Here is a 17,818-nt window from a genome sequence, read left to right on the forward strand (position 1 = left end):
GCGGTAGCCGAATATAGATGAATCGCGCAAGGCGCGCGAAAACGCGGCGGAGCGAAAGCGGAGCCGCAGTGGGGCGGACACGGGGCGGAGAATTGGGCTGTGCTTGTTCTTTGGGCGCGAAAATCGGCTACGGTTTTCGCGCCGCGCTGGGCCAGCATGGGGACAAGCTTTGGGCTGGAATTTGGTCCGAGAGCGAGTAGCGCGATTCCGAAGGGAATCGCGCTACTCGGGCGCAGCGACGCCATAGCGGCGCGGGGGAGGCGCGCCGAGGACGAATGGGCGGAGAGTTGGGCTAAACTTTTGGGCTGTGCTCTTGCGACCCGTAGGGTCGCCGGCCCTGTCGCCCAGCGGCTTTGCCGCTCGGGGGAGTGGGCGACAGGCCGAATGGGGAGGAGTTGTGGGTCGTAAATTGGCGAAGTCTTGGGCTGTGAGTTGGGAGAGGCAGGAGCGGGCCGGAGCCAGCGGGGCCGGAAACGAGCTCCGCGAAGTTGCAGGCCTACGCCGGGGGTGGCTCCGGCCCGGGCGGCTCTGCGAGCCGCAGGGATTCAACTCAAAACACAAATTTAGAGGTACTCCCGGCAGGCTGCGGAAATAGAGACTGCCAGTTGTTAGGGTAGCTCCAGCCCATTGCCCACCGTGGGCCTGCGGCCCGTTTATTCTGAGAGGCAACGCAGCTGAAAGCCGTAGCCTCGATAGTTCGTGCTGCAAGGATTAAGTCCTCGTGTGCTGAGATTCAAATCCATACCGGTAATGTCTTTTGTGGCGACCGACCAGCTATACCCGTAATTACCAACGACCATCAAATCACCCAACCGCCCATCGGTTCCCACATCGCGGTAGCCCGGGGCCCCGCCGCGAACCCACCGAAAACCGCCCGAAAACGACGAAATTTGCAGAAAATCACCGAAAATGATTACCTTTGCAGACCTCGACGCGAGGCAGTTGCCGAACCCACCGCGTCGAAATTCCGATTCAGTCCCTGAGACAATCAAACACCCGAACAGACTATGTACTGGACACTCGAACTCGCATCCAAACTCGAAGATGCACCCTGGCCCGCCACGAAAGATGAGCTGATCGACTACGCCATCCGCTCCGGCGCCCCGTTGGAAGTGATCGAAAATCTCCAGGAGATCGAAGACGAAGGCGAGATCTACGAAAGCATCGAAGACATCTGGCCCGACTACCCCAGCAAAGACGACTTCTTCTTCAACGAAGACGAATATTAATCGGCCGCACGACCCTCCCGCGAGCCACCCACTTTTCACTCCCCCCTCCAGACCGTTCCCTATGCTGAGTCGCCGACTGCTTCGAATCAAAACCGTCAAAGCGTTGTACAGCTACTTCCAATCCGGTGCCGAATCCATTCCCCGTTCCGAGAAAGAACTCGACACCGCCATTCGGAAAAGTTACGAACTCTACCTCCTGCTCATCGCCCTGATCGGCGAAGTGGCCCGCCTCGCGCGCGAACGGATCGAGATCAACCGAGCCAAACTCATGCCCACCGACGAAGACCTGCACCCTAACGTGCGGTTCGTCGACAACCGCGTCGTGCGGATCATCGAAGACAGCTCGGTTCTTGGGGACGCCATGACCCGTTGCAAAGCCTCCTGGCGGGGACAGGAAGCCATCGTCAAACGCCTCTATCAGGACATGATCGCCGCACCGTACTATAAACGGTACATGGAGGCACCCGTGCCCGAGGACGAAAAAGAGGCCTTCGCCGCCGATCGAAAACTTGTCATCGACTTCCTCTCCACCCATATCGAAGACAACGAATACCTCGAAGAGGCCTTGGAAGAGAGCTCCCTCTTTTGGGTCGACGACCTCTCCTACTGCCTCGGTCTCGCCATCCGCACCATCGGCTTCCTGAACGAGACCTCGACCGATCCCGAAATCATGCCCATGTACAAGAACAAGGAAGACGAAGAATACGTCGAGACCTTGTTCCGCAAAGCGCTCCTGAACCACGAAGAGTACTTCGGCTACATCGACCGCTTTACCCGCAACTGGGACTTCGACCGGATCGCCTTCATGGACAAGATCATCATGCTCGCCGCCATGACCGAACTCGTTCAGTTTCCGACCATTCCGGTCAAGGTTACCCTGGACGAATTCATCGAAATCTCGAAATACTACTCGACCCCCGGGAGCAGCGTCTTCGTCAACGGGATACTCGACAAAGCCGTCGTCCAGTTGACCCAAGAGGGGAAAATCGCTAAACAGGGACGGGGATTGATCGACAAGACCGTCGCTCGGGCGGGGGTTAATAAGGGATAATCGTAGTAACCGGTATTTATGCGTCATTTTTTTGCATCTTTGTTTTTGAGCCTCTTCGGACTCCTCTTGATCGGTTGCGGCGGGGCATCCTCGGCTGGCGGCGATCGTTCGGACTCGACCGTGACCGATACGGCAGGCCTGTTGACCGTCCGGTTGCCTCTTCCGGTGACCGACGAGGGGCGGGATGCGGCGCGCAGCTATGATACCATCCGGATGGGCCGCATGGCCGAAGGAGAGGTGCTCGAAGGGCGGTTCCGCGTGGCGAACCTTTCGGAGCGGCCTTTGGTGATCGTTCAGGTGATTACCGGTTGCGGCTGCACCACGGCGGATTACGATCCGGCACCGATCGCGCCGGGAGATACCATCCTGATGACCTGGCGGTTTGACAGCCGGGGGCGGCTCGGCCAGCAGTTCAAGTCGATCGAAATCATTACCGCAGAGCGGCAGTGCGCGACCGTTTATCTGGACGGCGAAGTCGTTCTGGGGGATTAATTAAATAATAAAAGGGTTCTCGATATACGAAACGGCCCGTTTTTTGCGTTTATCGAAAAGCACCTTACCGACTTTGAAACTTAATTCAATTCAATAGACAACATGACACTCAACACAATCCTGCTTCAGGCACCCCAAGGGGGAGAAGGCGGCGGAAACTACTCGTTTCTGATCATGATGATTCTGCTTTTCGCCGTGATGTACTTCTTCATGATCCGTCCGCAGCAGAAACGGCAGAAAGAGCTGAACAAATTCCGCAACTCGTTGGAAAACGGAACGAAAGTGGTAACCGCAGGCGGGATCTACGGCACGGTGAAAGAGGTGAACGAAGACAGCGTGCTGGTGGAAGTAGACAACGGTGTGAAGTTGCGGATTGCCAAGAGCATGGTGATGCGCGATCCGTCGGACATGGTACAGAAGTAGTTTTTGGAGGGTAACAGGGGCCTTTGTATCCCTTTATTCCCCAAACAGTTGAATAAGAAACCGGGTATTGCAGCATGTAGTTTCATGCGGCAATATCCGGTTTTGTCGTTTCAGGAAGAGCTTGGGGTACTAGACCCACGCGTTCGTGCCACGGCGAGTGCGATGTCGGTTTTTGGGTCGAGGCTGTTGCGATGGCTTTAGGGTAGACCCCGCCAGCGCATCCCGTAGGGATGCGCTCTAAAGTCTTTTTGGTTCTTTTTCTGAAGAAAAAGAACAGTCCCCTCAAACTAATCGCGCGCCCCACCTAAAGGAGCGATTCAACTATTTCGGCGGTGAGCCGAAATAGAGTGAATCGCGCAAGGCGCGCGAATAAAAAATTGGGCTGAGCTGATTAAGCGATACGCAGTATCGCTCCGTCCCGCCGGGGTCACCCGGCCGCCGCCCGCGCAGGGCAGTTTCAGACGGGACAAAGCTCGACCGCGCGCGACTGCTGGAAAAGGAAATCATTCAAACGCGTGGTGCGCGTTTGAATAAGATTTCCGCCAGCGCGCGGACAAAGAACGGGGGTAGAGGCTGGCAGTAAAACGCCCTGTGGGCGCACCTGCCCGGCAGACGCGTTCGCGCCACTGCGGGCGGCCTTTTATTACATCGCGCGCCACGCTTAAAGAAGCGATTCAGCGATTTCGGCAGTGAGCCGAAATAGAATGAATCGCGCAGGCGCGCTGATAGAGAACAGGGTAGAGGCTGGTAGTTGAAATGCGTAAGCATTTCCCGTCCACGGGACGTGGGGCCCGCTTGGCCGACGCGTTCGCGTCATGGCGCGTGGCCGTTATTACTTTTCAGTTGCTCGCGCACCACGCCTTAGGAAGGAAATCGTCAAAAAATGTGCAGGCACGTTTTGACAAGATTTCCCCAGGCGCGTAGACGAAGAGCGGCGGAGCGACAGCGGAGCCGCAGTGAGGCGTACACGGGACGGAGAACTGGGCTGTGCTTTGGGCCGTGCTGTTCTTCGGGTTCGAAAACCGTAGCCGGTTTTCGAACCGTGCCGGGCCGAGCATGGGGCTGTGGGTTGGGCGGTGCTTTTGGCCGGGTTTTGGGCTGTGCTTGTGCGACCTTTAGGGTCGCGCGGGCCGAAGCCTCCCGCCGCGGAGGCCCGCAACTGACGTTGCTGTGGGCCCCGTAGGCTTCGACCCGCGCGGGCGACAAGGCTGAACTTGACAGAAAAGGCGTTGCTACTGCGACTCGAAGGGTCGCGCAGTTCGCCGCCACCCCGAGCGGCGGGCTGCAACTCGTCGGGGCTCGTTGCACTCACCGCTGGCGGCGAACTTAGGTTAAGAACGAAATAGCACGCAAGGACGAGCTCCGAGAGATTTGGTCTGTGGAGTGGGCGGTGGTTTGGGCGAAACTGTCGCGACCCTTTATGGTCGCCGGGCCTGCGCGTTGGGCCTTCGGCCCACCCCGGAGCGCGCAGCCTAACTCTGAAAGAGTAGGGCATTACCAAAACGGGTCGGAGCCAGCGTAGCCGGAAACGAGCCCCGCGAAGTTGCAGGCCTACGCCTGGGATAGCTCCGGCCCGCGCGGTTCTTCGAACCGCAAGAGTACAAATCAGGTAGTCCTGACCCCGCCCGCCAAAGTCAAGCCAGTTAGGGTAGTTCCAGCCCATTGCCCCACTGCGGGCACGCGTGCCCGTTTATTCCGAGAGGCAACGCAACTGAAGACCGTCGGCATGGTGCACTACATAGCTGGGGTGGAGTGCCGTCGTGTGAAAGTCCAAGTCCAAACTATTGGTGCCGGCTACCGACGACGAGTAGCTGTAGCCGTATCGGCCGCTACCGCTCAGTACGCCCGAAGTACCGTTGCGGAAGCCCGGGGCGGGGTAAGCTCGCCCCGAGAAAAACAGACCGCCGACTACCCTAAACAGATTCGGAGCGTACGCCCGCCTGAAGCGTCGGATTCGGATTGTATTCGTCCGACTCGATCCGGCCGTCCCGCAGCCGGACAATGCGCCGCGCATGACGTGCGATATCCTCCTCGTGCGTCACCACGATCACCGTGTTCCCCTCCCGGTAGATCCGTTCGAAGAGGTGCATGATGTCGATCGACGTCTTCGTGTCGAGATTTCCCGTCGGTTCGTCCGCCAGGATGATCGACGGATCGTTGACCAGCGCCCGCGCCACCGCCACCCGCTGCCGCTGTCCCCCGCTCATTTCGTTCGGCCGGTGCTCCATACGGTTTTCGAGCCCCACGCTGCACAGCGCCTTTTCGGCCCGCCTCAGCCGTCGCGACTTCGAGACCCCCGCATAGATCAGCGGCACCGCCACGTTTTCCACCGCCGTGTAGCGCGGCAGGAGGTTGAACGTCTGGAACACGAAACCGATCTCCTTGTTGCGCACCTCGGCCAGCTCATCCTCGTCCATGTCGCTCACATCCGTTCCGTTCAGCACATAGCGGCCCGAAGTCGGCGTGTCCAGACACCCCAGCATGTTCATCAGCGTCGATTTTCCCGACCCCGACGGGCCCATAATCGCCACGTAATCATTGCGGTAGATCGTCAGATCGACCCCGTCCAGCGCGTTCACCAGCTGGTCGCCCACCTCGTAAGTCTTGTGTATGTCGTCGATCAGGATGATCGGCTCTCGATTCTCCATAATGGTTGGTTGTAAGAGAGTTAAGGTTAGTTTCGAATGCGGAAGAACTGTTTTTGGAGCTTCGGGTCGAAAAAGAGAACCAGAAGTCCCTGTAAATGAGCTGCCACGACATGAGTTTCGGCGAACCAGCGATCGAAATCGCGCCGTTCCTGCGCCGTGCGGAACGGTTCGAGTAGACAGACCACCCGCTTTGATCCCTCCCCGTCGGTCAGTTCCGCTACCGAACGCACAATTTTCACATTTTCAGCCCCATATCGAATCGCAATGACCTCCGGCAACCGCCTTCGCCGCTGCGGAAGAACCACCTCGCGCACGAAACGGTACATCATCGGCGAGTGGATGCCGTGTCCCCGCCAATGCCGCGCCGTGAGCGCGTGTCGCAGTCGTGTATAAAGTTGATACCGTGTCATTTGCGATTTATTTGTGCCACTGCCGCCCGTCCCGCCCGACAGCCCGTCGAGAGGGCGATCTGGATGTTGTATCCGCCCGTATCCGCATCGATGTCAAGCAGTTCACCCGCGAAGTAGAGCCCCCTGACCCGTCGCGAAGCCAACGTCAGCGGGTCGACCTCCGCCAGATCGACCCCGCCCGCCGTCACGATCGCCTCGGTGAACGGCCGATAGTCCCGCACCGCAAACCGCCACCCTTTCAATATCGTCGCCAACCGCTCCCTCTCCCGCTCCGTCAGCTCGCCCGCCGGTACCGACAGCGAAAGCCCCGCCGCCCGTGCGATAACCGACCGTAGCTGTGTAGGTAATAGCTTCTGTAATAAGATTTTAATCGGCGTATCCCCGCCCAGCACCTCGATCTCCCGCCCGATGCGGTTCCGCAGCTTTTCCGCCGAAAGTGCCGGTTTCAAGTCCACCGAGAGCTCCACCCGCCGCCCGTCGATCAGCGCGTCCACCGCCGTCCGACTCACTTGCAGGACGATCGCCCCGCCCGCGATCCCCTCCGCCGTGAACTCCATCTCGCCGAACCGCCGCTCCGCCACCGCGCCGTCCACCAGCAAAGATAGTTCTACGTTCTTCAGCATCAGCCCCTTCAGTCCTCCCGGAACCGCCACCTCCAACGGCACTAAAGCCGGCCTCAGCGGCTCGATGCAGTGCCCCGCTGCGTCCGCCATCTCGTGTCCGTCGCCCGTCGAGCCCGTCGTCGGATAGCTCACCCCGCCCGTCGCCAGCACTACCGCCCGCGCTTCGAGCCGCTCTCCCGACTCCAGCATCACCCCCTGAATTTGGTTGTCCGCTATCGTCAGCTCCCCGACCGCCGCGTGGCACCGAATTTCCGCCCCCGATGAAACGGCCCACGCCGCCAACGCCTCCGCCACGTCCCACGCCCGTCCCGAAGCCGGAAAAATCCGTCCGCCCCGCTCGTGTGCGAGCGGCACCCCCATTTCCGATTCGAACCAGCGGATAGCCGTCCGGTTGTCGAACGCCTCGAACGCCGGACGGAAAAAGTCCGCCCCCTGCCGTATCTTCGCGAGGAACTCCTCCCGCGGCCGGTCGTTCGTCACGTTGCACCGTCCTTTGCCCGTAATCCGCAGCTTGCGGGCCGGTTTTTCCATCTTTTCGAGCAGCAGCACACGCCCCTGCCCGCCAAGATATGCCGCCGCCTGTCCCGCAGCCGTCAGGCCCGCCGGCCCGCCGCCTATGACGATCAGGTCATACATGCCGCAACGCCTCGATCGACCGGGCCACCCGCTCCGGATCCGTGATATCCCGCGCAAACTCCTCGACCGTCACCGTCCCGCCCATCGAGACCCGCTCGTTCCGATACGCCATCCCCCCCTCGATCCGCCGCCGCGCCGACATGTGGAACTCTACGGCACCCGTCGCCCGCGCCAAATCCGCCACATTCGATTCGTTCACCCCGCAACCCGGCATAATAATAATCCGCCCCTGCGCCCGGCGCACCAGCTCGGCAATCAATGCCGAGCCCGCCGGCGCGCTGGCCTCCTGTCCCGAGGTCAGAATCCGGTCGAACCCCAGCGCGATGATCTCCTCCAGCGCCTCGAACGGGTCGCGGCAGACGTCGAAAGCCCGGTGGAACGTGGTCGAGAGGCCTCCCGCCGCCGCCATCAGCTCCGCGTTCCGTTCCACGTCGATCGTCCCGTCCGCCCGCAGGCAGCCGAAGACCACTCCGTCCGCCCCCGCCGCCTTGGCCGCCTCGATGTCGAGGAGCATCGTCTGTATCTCCGCCGGCGTGTAGAGAAAATCGCCCCCCCGCGGCCGGATAATCACGTTCAGTTGAATTCCGATCGCCCGCCGGGCCGTCACCATCTCGCCGTAGCTCGGCGTCGTCCCCCCCTCCGGAATCCCCGCGCAGAGCTCCACCCGCACGGCCCCTCCCTGCTCCGCCGCCACGCAGCTCGCCGCCGAATTGGCGCATACTTCGATCTTCGGATTTACCATATGTATGTCCCTTTCCATGTTTTGACATTTCCCTTCGCATCGCCCACCGTCAGCACCAGCCGGTGCCGCGTCTCCGCCCCCGCCGCCGCCCGCTGCGGCACGTACTCTAGCGTGCGGCTCTTCGGATCCCACGCCAGCAGCTCCCACCGCCCGTCCACCGTCAGCGAGTAGCGCACGATGCCCGACAGGTCGTCCGTCGCCCGCCACCGCACCGTCTCGCCCGCCGGAATCCGGCCCTCCGACGCGTAAATTCCCGTCACCACCGGCGCCAGGGTGTCCGTCGCTACGGCGAAACACCCCAGCCGCTTGCTCCGCGCCACCACCCGCCGCGTCTCCGCCTCCCATCCTCCGCCCACGTTCGAGAGCCGGCCCCGGTCGTCGACCGATACCACCACCAGCTTGCTCCGCAGCGAAGCCGGCACGCTGTCCGCCGCCAGCGAGATCGTCGCCGCCCGTTGCAGCGGCACATCCTCCGACCCGATCCGTACCACCGGTCGCCCCGCCACCGTATCCTGCGCCGCCTCCAGCACCATCGACTCGTACAGCGCCCGCCCCGGGATGTCGACCGTCGCTCCCGGCAGCCGGAATTGCGCGCCGCTCCACCACATCACCCCCCGCCCCTGCGGCTCCTCGGCCGCCGGCATCGGCTCGCCCCGCACAATGGTGAACCTCAGGGTCGTCGTATTCCCCGCGTCGTCGCGGATCACCGTTTCGACCCGCCGTCCCGCCGAATCGGCCACCCGGATCGTCCCGTCGCCCAGCCGCCGCTCCGGCCCGTAGTTCGCCAGCCGGTTATTGGGCGAGACGTACGCCCGCAGCACCGACGTCCGTCGCGCACAGCGGTTCTCCGGATAGTCGACGAAAGCGGCCACATAGCCGGTGGTCGCGAAGTCGATCCGGTCGAGCCGGAAGCTGAAGTGCCGTCCCCCGTCCACCGCCTGCCGCAGGCTGTAGACCCCCATCGTATTCGACCGTCCGTCCTTGTAGTCGATCACCTCGTAAGCCAAGTACCCCGGCCCGTGGAGCGTCAGCACCGAGTCCTCCGGCTGCGTCGTCCCGTCCGGCAGCGTCCGCACCGCCACCGCCTGCCGCAGCCGCCGACGAGGAGCTCCCGCCACCGAGTCGATCTCGTAGAGCAGCACCCGGCTCACCGTCGGCGGAATCCGGTCGGGCACGCTGAAGACCCCCTCGGCGATCAGGTTCCGCGGCCGTCCGTAGGCGTCGCGAATCTCGAAATGGAGGTGCGGCCCGCCCGACGAACCCGTGTTGCCCAGCGCCGCGATCCGTTCGCCCTGTTTCACCGGGAACTGTCCGCTCGCCGGATAGAGGTCTACGCGGAACGACCGCTTGGCATACTGCTGGCTCCGCACCCACCGCGCGATGCGCGGTTCGAAGCTCTCCAGGTGTCCGTAGACCGACGTCTCGCCGTTCGGATGGGTGATGTAGAGCACGTGTCCGTAGCCCGTCGGCGAGACCCCCACGCGCGAGACGAAGCCGTCCGCCGCGGCATAGACCGGACTGCCCGGCCCCTGCAAAGCCCGGATGTCGAGCCCCGTATGGAAATGTCCCGAGCGAATTTCGCCCACGTTCCCCGCCAGCTGAATCGCGAATCCCACCGGCGAACGGTAGTACTCCGCCCCGTAAACCGCCTTTCCCTGTGCGGCTCCGGCGGCCTGCGCGACGCCCCAAACGGTCGTCGCGGCCATGAAAAACAGTCGTTTCCAGTCGATTACCATCGTGTGAAGTCTTCGCCCGGATCGTAGTCCGGGGCCAGTATTCGTTCCAGCATCCGTTGAATCTCGGCGTAGTCGTATCCCCGCCCCATGGCCCACCGGAAGAGCCGCGTCCGGAGGTCGTAAGCGCTCTTCGCCCGATCGCGCTCGCGCAGCAGCCGGCGGTAGAGGATCAGCTCCAGCTTCTCCGTCTGGCGCTCCGGTTCGATCTGCTGCAGCGCCTCGGCGATGATCTCCTTCGGAATCCCTTTGGCTCTCAGCCCCAGCTCGATCCGCCGTCGGCCCCAGTTGGCGCAGCTCATCTTGTCGCGCACATAGGCCCGGGCATAGCGCTCCTCGTCCACGAACTTCTCGCGGACGAGTCGTTCGATGATCGGGTCGTAGTCCTCCTTGTTCATTCGCCACCGGAAGAGCGACCGCCGGATGTCGCTGATACACCGTTCGCTCTTCGCGCAGCTGAGCATCAGCGACTCCAGGGCGCGTTCCGGCGTTTTGGCCGGTTTCGAGAAGTCGATGTTTTCGAGCCTCCGCCGCCTCGGGTGGCGGTCGTAGCCGAACTCTTCGTCGCCGTAGTAGACCATATATTGCTTGTATGTGACTTATTTTCCGGCATAAGTTCCCCGCACGAACCGATCGCGCCCGTGCAGATCGCGCATCACCCGCACATCGGCATAGCCCAGCCCCTGCAACAGCTCCCGCGTCTGAAGGCCGAACCGTTCGTTGATCTCGAACCAGAGCTCGCCCCCCGGTTTCAGGAGCGGCAGCCGCGCGATCGCCCGGTAGAAGCGCAGCGGGTCGTCGTCCGGTACGTATAAGGCCCCCTCCGGTTCATAGCACACCACGTTGGCCCGCATCTCAGCCCGCTCCGAATCGAGCACATAGGGCGGATTGCTCACCACCAGGTCGAATTTTTCCGCTTCCGGCACCGGTGGCATGCCGTTCAACACATCCCGCCGTACGAACCGCACACGCCCTCCCACACCAACGGCCTCCGCATTCCGAGCCGCCACCCGCAGCGCCCCCTCCGAGATGTCCCACGCCTCGACACAGGTCTCCGCCCCCCATTCTGCCGCCAGCGTGACGGCGATCGCCCCGCTCCCCGTCCCGATGTCCAGCACCCGCCGCCGGGGCGATCCGTCCAGAATCGTCCGCACCAGCTGCTCCGTCTCGCCCCGCGGGATCAGCGTGTCGGGCGTCACCTCGAACGAGCGGCCGTAGAACTCCTCCCGCCCCGTGACATACTGCACCGGCTCCCACCGCTCCAGCCGCCTCAGATCTGCCTCCCACTCGTCGCCCCGCAGGAACGTCGCCTCACCTTCCAGCACCCGTGCCAGCCGGTCGAACCCGTACTTTTCGGCCGCCAGCCGGTCGGCGACGGCCCGGGCCTCGTCGGGGCCGTACAGCGGTTCGAGCCGCTTCACGGAGCGATTATATGTCTCCCGAAACGTCATTGTTGAGCAAAGATAACTAATTTTGTTCCATGACCGAAGAAAGATATATGTGTCGTTGCCTGGAGCTGGCGGCTCTGGGAGCGAGGAGTGCGTCGCCCAATCCGATGGTGGGCTGCGTGATTGTGCACGACGGGCGGATCATCGGCGAAGGGTGGCACCGTCGGTGCGGCGAGGCCCATGCCGAGGTGAACGCCGTGGCCGATGCCGAGGCCCGGGGATACGGCGATCGGTTGCCGGAGAGCACGTTGTACGTCTCGCTGGAGCCTTGCAGCCACTGGGGCCGGACGCCGCCGTGCGCCGAACTGATTATAGAAAAGCGCATTCCGCGGGTCGTGGTGGGGTGCATCGATTCGTATTGCGAGGTGAGCGGTCGGGGCGTGGCTCGGCTGCGCGAGGCGGGCGTCGAGGTGAGGGTAGGGGTGCTGGAGGCCGAGTGTCTGCACCTCAACCGCCGGTTTTTCACGGCCCAGAACTGCGGGCGGCCTTATGTGATACTGAAGTGGGCGCAGACTTCGGACGGTTATCTGGATGCCGTCCGGCCGGGTCGGGAGGTTCCGGCGGCGTGGATGACGGGCCCTGCGGCGCGGGTGCTGGTGCACCGCTGGCGGGCCGAGGAGGATGCCATCCTCGTTGGGACGGAGACGGCGCGACTGGACGATCCGTCGCTGACGGTGCGGGCGTGGGAGGGGCGGAATCCGCTGCGGGTGGTGCTCGACCGTCGGCTGTCGTTACCCGAGGGGCTGCATCTGTTCAGCGACGGCGCGGCGCGGACGGTGCTGTTCACCTCGCCGGAGCGGTGTGCCGAGGCGCGGGCGCGCTTCGCCGGTCGGTCGGAGGTGGCGGTCGAGGGATTCGAGACGCTGGCCGATGTGTTGCGTGTGCTGGCCGGAGTGCCGTATCGGGTGCAGTCGCTGATCGTGGAGGGGGGACGTCGGGTGTTGGAGTCGTTCATCGGTGCGGGGTTGTGGGACGAGGCGCGGATCTTCACGTCGGGTTTGTCGGTGCGTGAGCTCTACCCGGTCGAGGCGGTGCGGTGGAGCGGGGGAGTGGCTGCGCCGCTGCTGCCTCCGGAGGCGCAATTGGCGGACGAGCTTCCAGCCGTGGGGCTGCGGGTTTACGAGCGGAGATAGGAAGTGATAATAAAAGGGGGTGCTCGATGAGCACCCCCTTTCTATATATTACGCCGTCTGCTGCTCCCCGTAGGCCCGCATCGCCAGCCTCTTTACCCACACCACGAAACCGCCCGTCAGTACCAGGTTCAGCACCAGCGTCAGCACCGAAATCACCAAAGCAGGGCCGCCGATCCGGTACCCCAGCGCGATGAAGATAATCCCGGCTCCCACCTCACCCCGCGTGAACATCCCCACCGACAGCGCCAGCCGCTCCTCCAGCATCCGGTCGCGGTAGAAAAACAACGGCACCAACTTACCCGCGTTCGACAGCAGCGAAACCACCACCACATGCACCGCAATCGCCCCCCACGAGATCATCGGCTGCATCCCGAGGATCGAAGGCTCGCCCCCCTCGGCCGCCGACGAGGCCGAAAAACCGCTCATCGCCCCGCCGCCCACGAAATACGGCATGCTCAGTCCGACTAACAGCATGAATAGGAGTGAGATACCTGTCGATACATTGCGTTCGACGCGGGAGTCGATGTGCCGGTGACGCATCACCATCCCTAAGACGAACGCCGGCAGCAAGACTTCGATATGGATGTGGAAGAGCCGGTTCACGAGCCACGTCACGAAGATCACCCCCACGGCATAGAGCAGAATGGCCCACCAGCGTTGTCCGATTCGGAACCGGGCCAGAAACTTCCATCCGAAACCCAGCAGGACGGTGACGACCGCCAGTATCACGATTACTTCCAGTCGGAATCCGACCATCATGATTTGCAGAGGAATCATCAGCAGGATGGTGTCCAGGTCGTCGAAGATGGCCAGCACCTGGATTTTCCGGTAGATCCAACTGCTCTGGAGCCCGATGGCGGCGAGCATCGTAAAGAGGATTCCGGCCGATGTCGGTGCGGCGAACCGGCTGAGCAGCAGGCTCTCTTTCCACGCGCCCCAGTCTCCGTAATAGCTCTCGGGCAGCAGCACGAAGACGTAGTAGACGGCAACCAGGAGCCACGGCAACGCTGCGGTGGCCATCGCGATGAAGTAGTCGCTCACGTAGCTCCGCCAGCGTGATTTCTCGACCTCGAACTCCCTCCCGACGTTGATCATGATGAAGGCGAGGCAGATGTAGAGCATCAGATCGGCGGTCTGTTTGAATGTGCCGTACCCGCTGTCGGAGAGGAGGTTGGGCAGTACCTGCGAGGCGGTGAGCCCGACTACGAGGAATAGGGAAAATAGGAGTATTTTTCGCATCGGTTTTTGAATGATATGATTTGAGGTCGGTTGTATTTCGGGGCTTCGGAGCGGTTGTAGGGCTCTGAAGCGGGGTTCTGGGGTATTCGGCGGTTCTACGAGTCGCAGAAACTCAGCCTTTTCCTGTCGTGTTCGGCCTGTCGCCCACTCCCCCGAGCGGCTTCGCCGCTGAGCGAACAGGCCGGCGGTTCGGAGAACCGCGCTACTCGCTCTCAGTTCAAGCGATTGAAGCCTGAGTTGCTTAGGATAGAGACTGGCAGCAAAAGACGCTGTGCATCCCTCCGCGGCGAGAGGCTTTGGCCCGCGCGACCCTAAAGGGTCGCAAGAGCACGGCCTATTTGCTATGAGGTTCGTCCTCGGCGCGCCCCCACGCGCCGCTAATACGTCGCCCTCGCCGAGGACGGCGATTCCGTGAGGAATCGCACTATTCGCTCTCAGTTCAAGCGGGTCGAAGCCTGCGGGGCCCACTGCAACGTCAGTTGCGGGCCTCCGCTGCGGGAGGCTTTGGCCCGCGCGACCCTGCGGGCCGACCATTGCCACAGGAACTTAGCTACTCGCTCTCGATCCAAAGGGTTGTAAGAGTACAGCACCCATTCACCTCTCCAATTCTATCGGGTTCGGGCTGCGCGCTCCTGGGGTGGGCCGAAGGCCCAGCGCGCAGGCCCGGCGGTTCTACGAACCGCAAAAGCACAGCCCATTTGTTTTCGGCCGCCGCCAGCGGAGAACGAATATTAAGGCCGAGGCGGCCAGTAAAAGACGCTGTGCGTCCCCTCCGCATCCGGGGGCTGCGGGCCGACCGTTACCACGGGAAATTAGCTGTTCGCTCTCCCCCAAAGCCCGGCAAACAGCTCAGCCCACTCCACCGCCAAAGCCAAGCCTCATGCTCAGCCCAGCGCGGCTCGAAAACCGACTACGGTTTTCGAGCCTGAAGAACAGTCGCAGCCCAAAGCAAAGCCCAACTCTTCGCCCCGTGTCAGCCTCACTGCGGCTCCGCTGTCGCTCCGCCGCGTTTACCGTCGCCCGCTGGGATTTCATCTCGATTTTGCTGTCGCAAAATGAGCGAAATCCCTCTTTACGCGGGCGGGCGACGGATTTTACGCGAGAGGGTCGAGTTTTTTCGCGCGCCTGCGCGATTCAACTATTTCGGCTCACCACCGAAATAGCTGAATCGCTTCTTTATGCGGGGCGCGCGGCTTTGGCTACAGGAGGGTACTGCGCTCGGGCCGCGCGGGCCCCACGTCCCGTGGACGGGAAATGCTCACGCATTTCCACTGGCCGCCTCTACCTCCGTTCTCTGTCCGCGCGCTGGCGGAAATCTTATTCAAACGCGAACAACGCGTTTGAATGATTTCCTTCTCCAGCAGTCGCGCGCGAATCGAGCTTTGTCCCACCTCAAACTGTTCTCTTTGTGAACAAAGAGAACCAGAAAAACTTTAGACGGATGCTGACGTATCCTCAAGCTACCGACGGCCCAACCCTATGCCACGCGCAGTTACTTGAAATAATAAAGGCCGCCCGCCGTGGCGCGAGGGCGTCCGCCGGGCGTTTTGCTGGCCGCCTCTACCCCAAGTAACGCACGGCAGCTCAGCCCAACCCTCTGCCCGCACGCCACCCGGCTTCGTTACAGCATCCCCGTCTGTTGGAACGCCTCCGGGAAGCCCAGCAAGTGGAGACGCAGCATGTTCAGCGCATGCGTCGCCGCCCGTTCGATGTTCTGTTCGCGCAACTCACCGAACCGCATCAACCGGGCGAAACTCTGCACCTGCGGTTCGGAATCCGCAGCCGGCTCCCGCCATGCCAACCCCATCCAGACCGTGCCCACCGGTTTTTCCAGCGTTCCGCCTCCCGGCCCCGCCACCCCCGTCGTCGAGACGGCAAAATCCGCTCCGAACCGCCGCAAAGCTCCCTCCGCCATCTGGCGCGCCACCGTCTCGCTCACCGCCCCATGCCGTTCGATGTCGGCCGCCGAGACCCCCAGCATCGCCGTTTTCGCCGCATTGCTATACGAAGTCACCCCCCCGAGATAGTACTCCGACGCCCCCGCCAGAGCCGTGATCCGGGCCGATATGGCTCCTCCCGTGCACGACTCCGCCACCGCCAGCGTCGCCCCCCGTTCCGCCAGCAGCTTCGCCACCGCCGACTCCACCGAAGCCGGTTCATACCCTAACAGATACGGCGCGATACACCCTTCGAGCCTCCGGAATCGCGCCTCGATCTCCTCCCGTGCCGTTTGCGGTTCGACATCATAGGCCGACAACCGCAGCCGAATCCCCCTCGGATTGGGCAGGTAAGCCAGATGGAGCCACTCCGGCAACGCCTCTTCCCACGGCGCGATGGTCGTCGCCAGCGCCGACTCCGCCAGTCCGAAAGTCATCATCGTGCGGTGTACCACCGCCCTCAACGCGAAGTGCCTGCGAATCTGCGGAATCACCTGCTCTTCGACCAACGCTTTCATCTCGAACGGCACCCCCGGCAGCGAGACGACGAGTTTCTGCCCTCCTCCTGCGCCCTCCCGTTCGAAGAGCATCCCGGGAGCCGTCCCCAGCCGGTTGGGCAGTACCGTGCATCCTTCCGGCACATCGGCCTGGGCCTGATTCAGCGCGTTGAACGCCATGCCCCGTTCGGTCGTCATCCGGCGCACCTGTTCGAAAACCGCCTCGTCCCGCACCATCTTTCCCGCCGAAAACAGCCCGGCCAGCGTCCGTTTCGTGATATCGTCCCGCGTGGGCCCGAGTCCGCCCGTCAGGATAACCGCGTCGGCCCGTTCCAGAGCCGTTCGGACAGCTCCCGCAATCTCTTCCGCCGTGTCGTGCACCGAGACGATCCGGTCGACCTGCGCCCCGATGTTGCCGAGTTCGCGACCGATCCAGGCCGAGTTGGTGTCGACCACCTGTCCGATGAGCAGCTCGTCGCCCACCGTAATTAATTCGATGCTAACCATTGGTTTTCGGTTTATTTCGTGTCTTCCGTCGGAAAGAGATCGAGCACCCGTTGCAGGTCTTCCGGCGTATCGATGGCGTGGGTTTCGGCGTGTGTCACCGCCGTGCGGATCGGGTAGCCGTTTTCGATCCATCGCAGTTGTTCGAGCGATTCGGCCTGTTCGAGCGTCGACGGGGCGAGGCGGGTGATCTCCCGGAGCACGTCGCTGCGGTAGGCGTATAATCCGATGTGTTTCAGGTAGGTGTGTCGCGCCTGCCACTCCTCGCGGGGCACGCCGCGCAGGAAGGGGATGGGGCTGCGGCTGAAGTAGAGCGCGTCGCCTGTAGTCGAAAGGACGACTTTCGGCGAGTTGGGGTTGAGGATATCTTCGTCGGGCCCGAACGGTTTGACTAACGTGGCGATCCGTGTGGCGGGATCGTCGAAGCAGCGGCGGATCTGTTCGAGCTGTTCGACGGCGATGAACGGTTCGTCGCCCTGGATGTTGACTACGACGTCGAACCGTTCGCCGGTGAGGCGTTCTGCGGTGTCGAGCGCTTCGGCGCACCGGTCAGTGCCCGACCGGTGCGCGGTGGAGGTCATGATGGCTTTTCCGCCGAACGCGGCGACGGCCCGCTCGATCCGCGAGTCGTCCGTAGCGACGTAGCAGGGCTCGCCGAACACCCCCCGGCATCGTTCGTAGACGCGTTGGATCATGGGTTTTCCATGAATATCGGCCAACGGTTTTCCGGGGAATCGGGTGGATGCGTACCGTGCGGGGATCAACGCTAAATATTTCATGTGTTTGTTCGTGTTTGTTCCGAGGGTTCGAAGGGAGGTGGGGCGGGTGTTATTATCCAGTGTTACGCAGTTTGTGCCGTTCCGAGGCAGTTTTTCGTTTTGGGCCGAGGCTGCCAGTTTCTTGGGGTAGCTTTATGGGTAGATCCGGTCAGAGCATCCCGCAGGGATGCGCTCTAAAAGTTCTTTGGGTGTCTTTCTTTCAAGAAAGGTACAGTACCCTCCAACTAAATCCGCGCGCCCCGCCTAAAGAGGGAAATCGTCAAAATGTGCTGGCACGTTTTGACTGGATTTCCC

The 17,818-nt window shown here is 62.4% G+C and carries 15 protein-coding genes; 5 read left to right on the forward strand and 10 right to left on the reverse strand.

Translation table 11 applies throughout. The features are described from left to right. Window positions 1-1,007: 1,007 nt before the first annotated feature. The 4 genes from Q9S52_RS08375 to yajC all read left to right on the forward strand — a co-directional run bounded on the left by Q9S52_RS08375 (window position 1,008) and on the right by yajC (window position 3,195). Entirely contained in the window at window positions 1,008-1,229 is a 222-nt protein-coding gene (locus Q9S52_RS08375; protein ID WP_294593799.1) for a DUF2795 domain-containing protein, read from the forward strand. Between the two features lie 103 nt (window positions 1,230-1,332). After that, window positions 1,333-2,280 (forward strand): transcription antitermination protein NusB, encoded by a 948-nt coding sequence (locus Q9S52_RS08380; RefSeq protein ID WP_304708793.1) that lies wholly within the window; start codon window positions 1,333-1,335, stop codon window positions 2,278-2,280. Window positions 2,281-2,298: 18 nt separating this feature from the next. Then, window positions 2,299-2,772 (forward strand): DUF1573 domain-containing protein, encoded by a 474-nt coding sequence (locus tag Q9S52_RS08385; RefSeq protein ID WP_304708794.1) that lies wholly within the window; start codon window positions 2,299-2,301, stop codon window positions 2,770-2,772. Window positions 2,773-2,874: 102 nt separating this feature from the next. Continuing rightward, complete coding sequence (yajC, locus tag Q9S52_RS08390) at window positions 2,875-3,195, forward strand: preprotein translocase subunit YajC (protein ID WP_294593805.1); 321 nt, start codon at window positions 2,875-2,877, stop codon at window positions 3,193-3,195. A gap of 1,913 nt (window positions 3,196-5,108) precedes the next feature. Here the strand turns inward: yajC and Q9S52_RS08395 are convergent. Genes Q9S52_RS08395 through prmC form a run of 7 tightly spaced genes read right to left on the reverse strand, consistent with a single transcriptional unit; the run spans window position 5,109 to window position 11,438 of the window. Next, window positions 5,109-5,843 carry an ABC transporter ATP-binding protein gene (locus Q9S52_RS08395; protein ID WP_304708795.1) on the reverse strand — a complete coding sequence of 245 codons (735 nt, stop codon included), beginning with the start codon at window positions 5,841-5,843 and terminating at the stop codon, window positions 5,109-5,111. 26 nt (window positions 5,844-5,869) lie between these two features. Then, window positions 5,870-6,253, reverse strand: a complete 384-nt coding sequence (locus tag Q9S52_RS08400; RefSeq protein WP_304708796.1) for a hypothetical protein — start codon at window positions 6,251-6,253, stop codon at window positions 5,870-5,872. After that, window positions 6,250-7,512 (reverse strand): NAD(P)/FAD-dependent oxidoreductase, encoded by a 1,263-nt coding sequence (locus tag Q9S52_RS08405; RefSeq protein WP_304708797.1) that lies wholly within the window; start codon window positions 7,510-7,512, stop codon window positions 6,250-6,252. Before Q9S52_RS08405 ends, Q9S52_RS08400 begins: the two co-directional genes overlap by 4 nt. Then, complete coding sequence (locus Q9S52_RS08410) at window positions 7,505-8,254, reverse strand: copper homeostasis protein CutC (protein ID WP_304708803.1); 750 nt, start codon at window positions 8,252-8,254, stop codon at window positions 7,505-7,507. Before Q9S52_RS08410 ends, Q9S52_RS08405 begins: the two co-directional genes overlap by 8 nt. Next, window positions 8,248-9,990 carry a M23 family metallopeptidase gene (locus Q9S52_RS08415; RefSeq protein ID WP_304708798.1) on the reverse strand — a complete coding sequence of 581 codons (1,743 nt, stop codon included), beginning with the start codon at window positions 9,988-9,990 and terminating at the stop codon, window positions 8,248-8,250. Before Q9S52_RS08415 ends, Q9S52_RS08410 begins: the two co-directional genes overlap by 7 nt. Beyond that, entirely contained in the window at window positions 9,984-10,568 is a 585-nt protein-coding gene (locus tag Q9S52_RS08420; protein ID WP_294593738.1) for a regulatory protein RecX, read from the reverse strand. Before Q9S52_RS08420 ends, Q9S52_RS08415 begins: the two co-directional genes overlap by 7 nt. 18 nt (window positions 10,569-10,586) lie before the next feature. Continuing rightward, window positions 10,587-11,438 (reverse strand): peptide chain release factor N(5)-glutamine methyltransferase, encoded by an 852-nt coding sequence (gene prmC, locus Q9S52_RS08425; RefSeq protein WP_304708799.1) that lies wholly within the window; start codon window positions 11,436-11,438, stop codon window positions 10,587-10,589. A 29-nt stretch (window positions 11,439-11,467) separates the two neighbouring features. Here prmC and ribD point away from each other — a divergent pair, with 29 nt between their 5' ends. Beyond that, window positions 11,468-12,568, forward strand: a complete 1,101-nt coding sequence (gene ribD, locus Q9S52_RS08430) for a bifunctional diaminohydroxyphosphoribosylaminopyrimidine deaminase/5-amino-6-(5-phosphoribosylamino)uracil reductase RibD (RefSeq protein WP_304708800.1) — start codon at window positions 11,468-11,470, stop codon at window positions 12,566-12,568. Window positions 12,569-12,616: 48 nt separating this feature from the next. Here the strand turns inward: ribD and Q9S52_RS08435 are convergent, their stop codons facing one another. From Q9S52_RS08435 to kdsB, 3 genes are all read right to left on the reverse strand, one after another. Next, complete coding sequence (locus Q9S52_RS08435; RefSeq protein ID WP_297831470.1) at window positions 12,617-13,807, reverse strand: sodium:proton antiporter; 1,191 nt, start codon at window positions 13,805-13,807, stop codon at window positions 12,617-12,619. Between the two features lie 1,621 nt (window positions 13,808-15,428). Next, window positions 15,429-16,748, reverse strand: coding sequence for a competence/damage-inducible protein A (locus Q9S52_RS08440; RefSeq protein WP_304708801.1), 1,320 nt, complete (start codon window positions 16,746-16,748; stop codon window positions 15,429-15,431). Window positions 16,749-16,759: 11 nt separating this feature from the next. After that, on the reverse strand, window positions 16,760-17,524 hold the full coding sequence (gene kdsB, locus Q9S52_RS08445; protein ID WP_304708802.1) for a 3-deoxy-manno-octulosonate cytidylyltransferase: 765 nt from the start codon (window positions 17,522-17,524) through the stop codon (window positions 16,760-16,762). Window positions 17,525-17,818: the final 294 nt, after the last annotated feature.

Origin of the sequence: uncultured Rikenella sp., from assembly GCF_948810725.1 — a bacterium.
Taxonomy (GTDB): domain Bacteria; phylum Bacteroidota; class Bacteroidia; order Bacteroidales; family Rikenellaceae; genus Rikenella.

Excerpts from the sequence above, each read along its gene's own strand:
- Q9S52_RS08375 (WP_294593799.1), top strand. The coding sequence starts at position 1,008 with ATGTACTGGACACTCGAACTCGCATCCAAACTCGAAGATGCACCCTGG.
- Q9S52_RS08385 (WP_304708794.1), top strand. The coding sequence starts at position 2,299 with ATGCGTCATTTTTTTGCATCTTTGTTTTTGAGCCTCTTCGGACTCCTC.
- yajC (WP_294593805.1), top strand. The coding sequence starts at position 2,875 with ATGACACTCAACACAATCCTGCTTCAGGCACCCCAAGGGGGAGAAGGC.
- Q9S52_RS08395 (WP_304708795.1), bottom strand. The coding sequence starts at position 5,843 with ATGGAGAATCGAGAGCCGATCATCCTGATCGACGACATACACAAGACT.
- Q9S52_RS08400 (WP_304708796.1), bottom strand. The coding sequence starts at position 6,253 with ATGACACGGTATCAACTTTATACACGACTGCGACACGCGCTCACGGCG.
- Q9S52_RS08405 (WP_304708797.1), bottom strand. The coding sequence starts at position 7,512 with ATGTATGACCTGATCGTCATAGGCGGCGGGCCGGCGGGCCTGACGGCT.
- Q9S52_RS08410 (WP_304708803.1), bottom strand. The coding sequence starts at position 8,254 with ATGGTAAATCCGAAGATCGAAGTATGCGCCAATTCGGCGGCGAGCTGC.
- Q9S52_RS08415 (WP_304708798.1), bottom strand. The coding sequence starts at position 9,990 with ATGGTAATCGACTGGAAACGACTGTTTTTCATGGCCGCGACGACCGTT.
- Q9S52_RS08420 (WP_294593738.1), bottom strand. The coding sequence starts at position 10,568 with ATGGTCTACTACGGCGACGAAGAGTTCGGCTACGACCGCCACCCGAGG.
- prmC (WP_304708799.1), bottom strand. The coding sequence starts at position 11,438 with ATGACGTTTCGGGAGACATATAATCGCTCCGTGAAGCGGCTCGAACCG.
- ribD (WP_304708800.1), top strand. The coding sequence starts at position 11,468 with ATGACCGAAGAAAGATATATGTGTCGTTGCCTGGAGCTGGCGGCTCTG.
- Q9S52_RS08435 (WP_297831470.1), bottom strand. The coding sequence starts at position 13,807 with ATGCGAAAAATACTCCTATTTTCCCTATTCCTCGTAGTCGGGCTCACC.
- Q9S52_RS08440 (WP_304708801.1), bottom strand. The coding sequence starts at position 16,748 with ATGGTTAGCATCGAATTAATTACGGTGGGCGACGAGCTGCTCATCGGA.
- kdsB (WP_304708802.1), bottom strand. The coding sequence starts at position 17,524 with ATGAAATATTTAGCGTTGATCCCCGCACGGTACGCATCCACCCGATTC.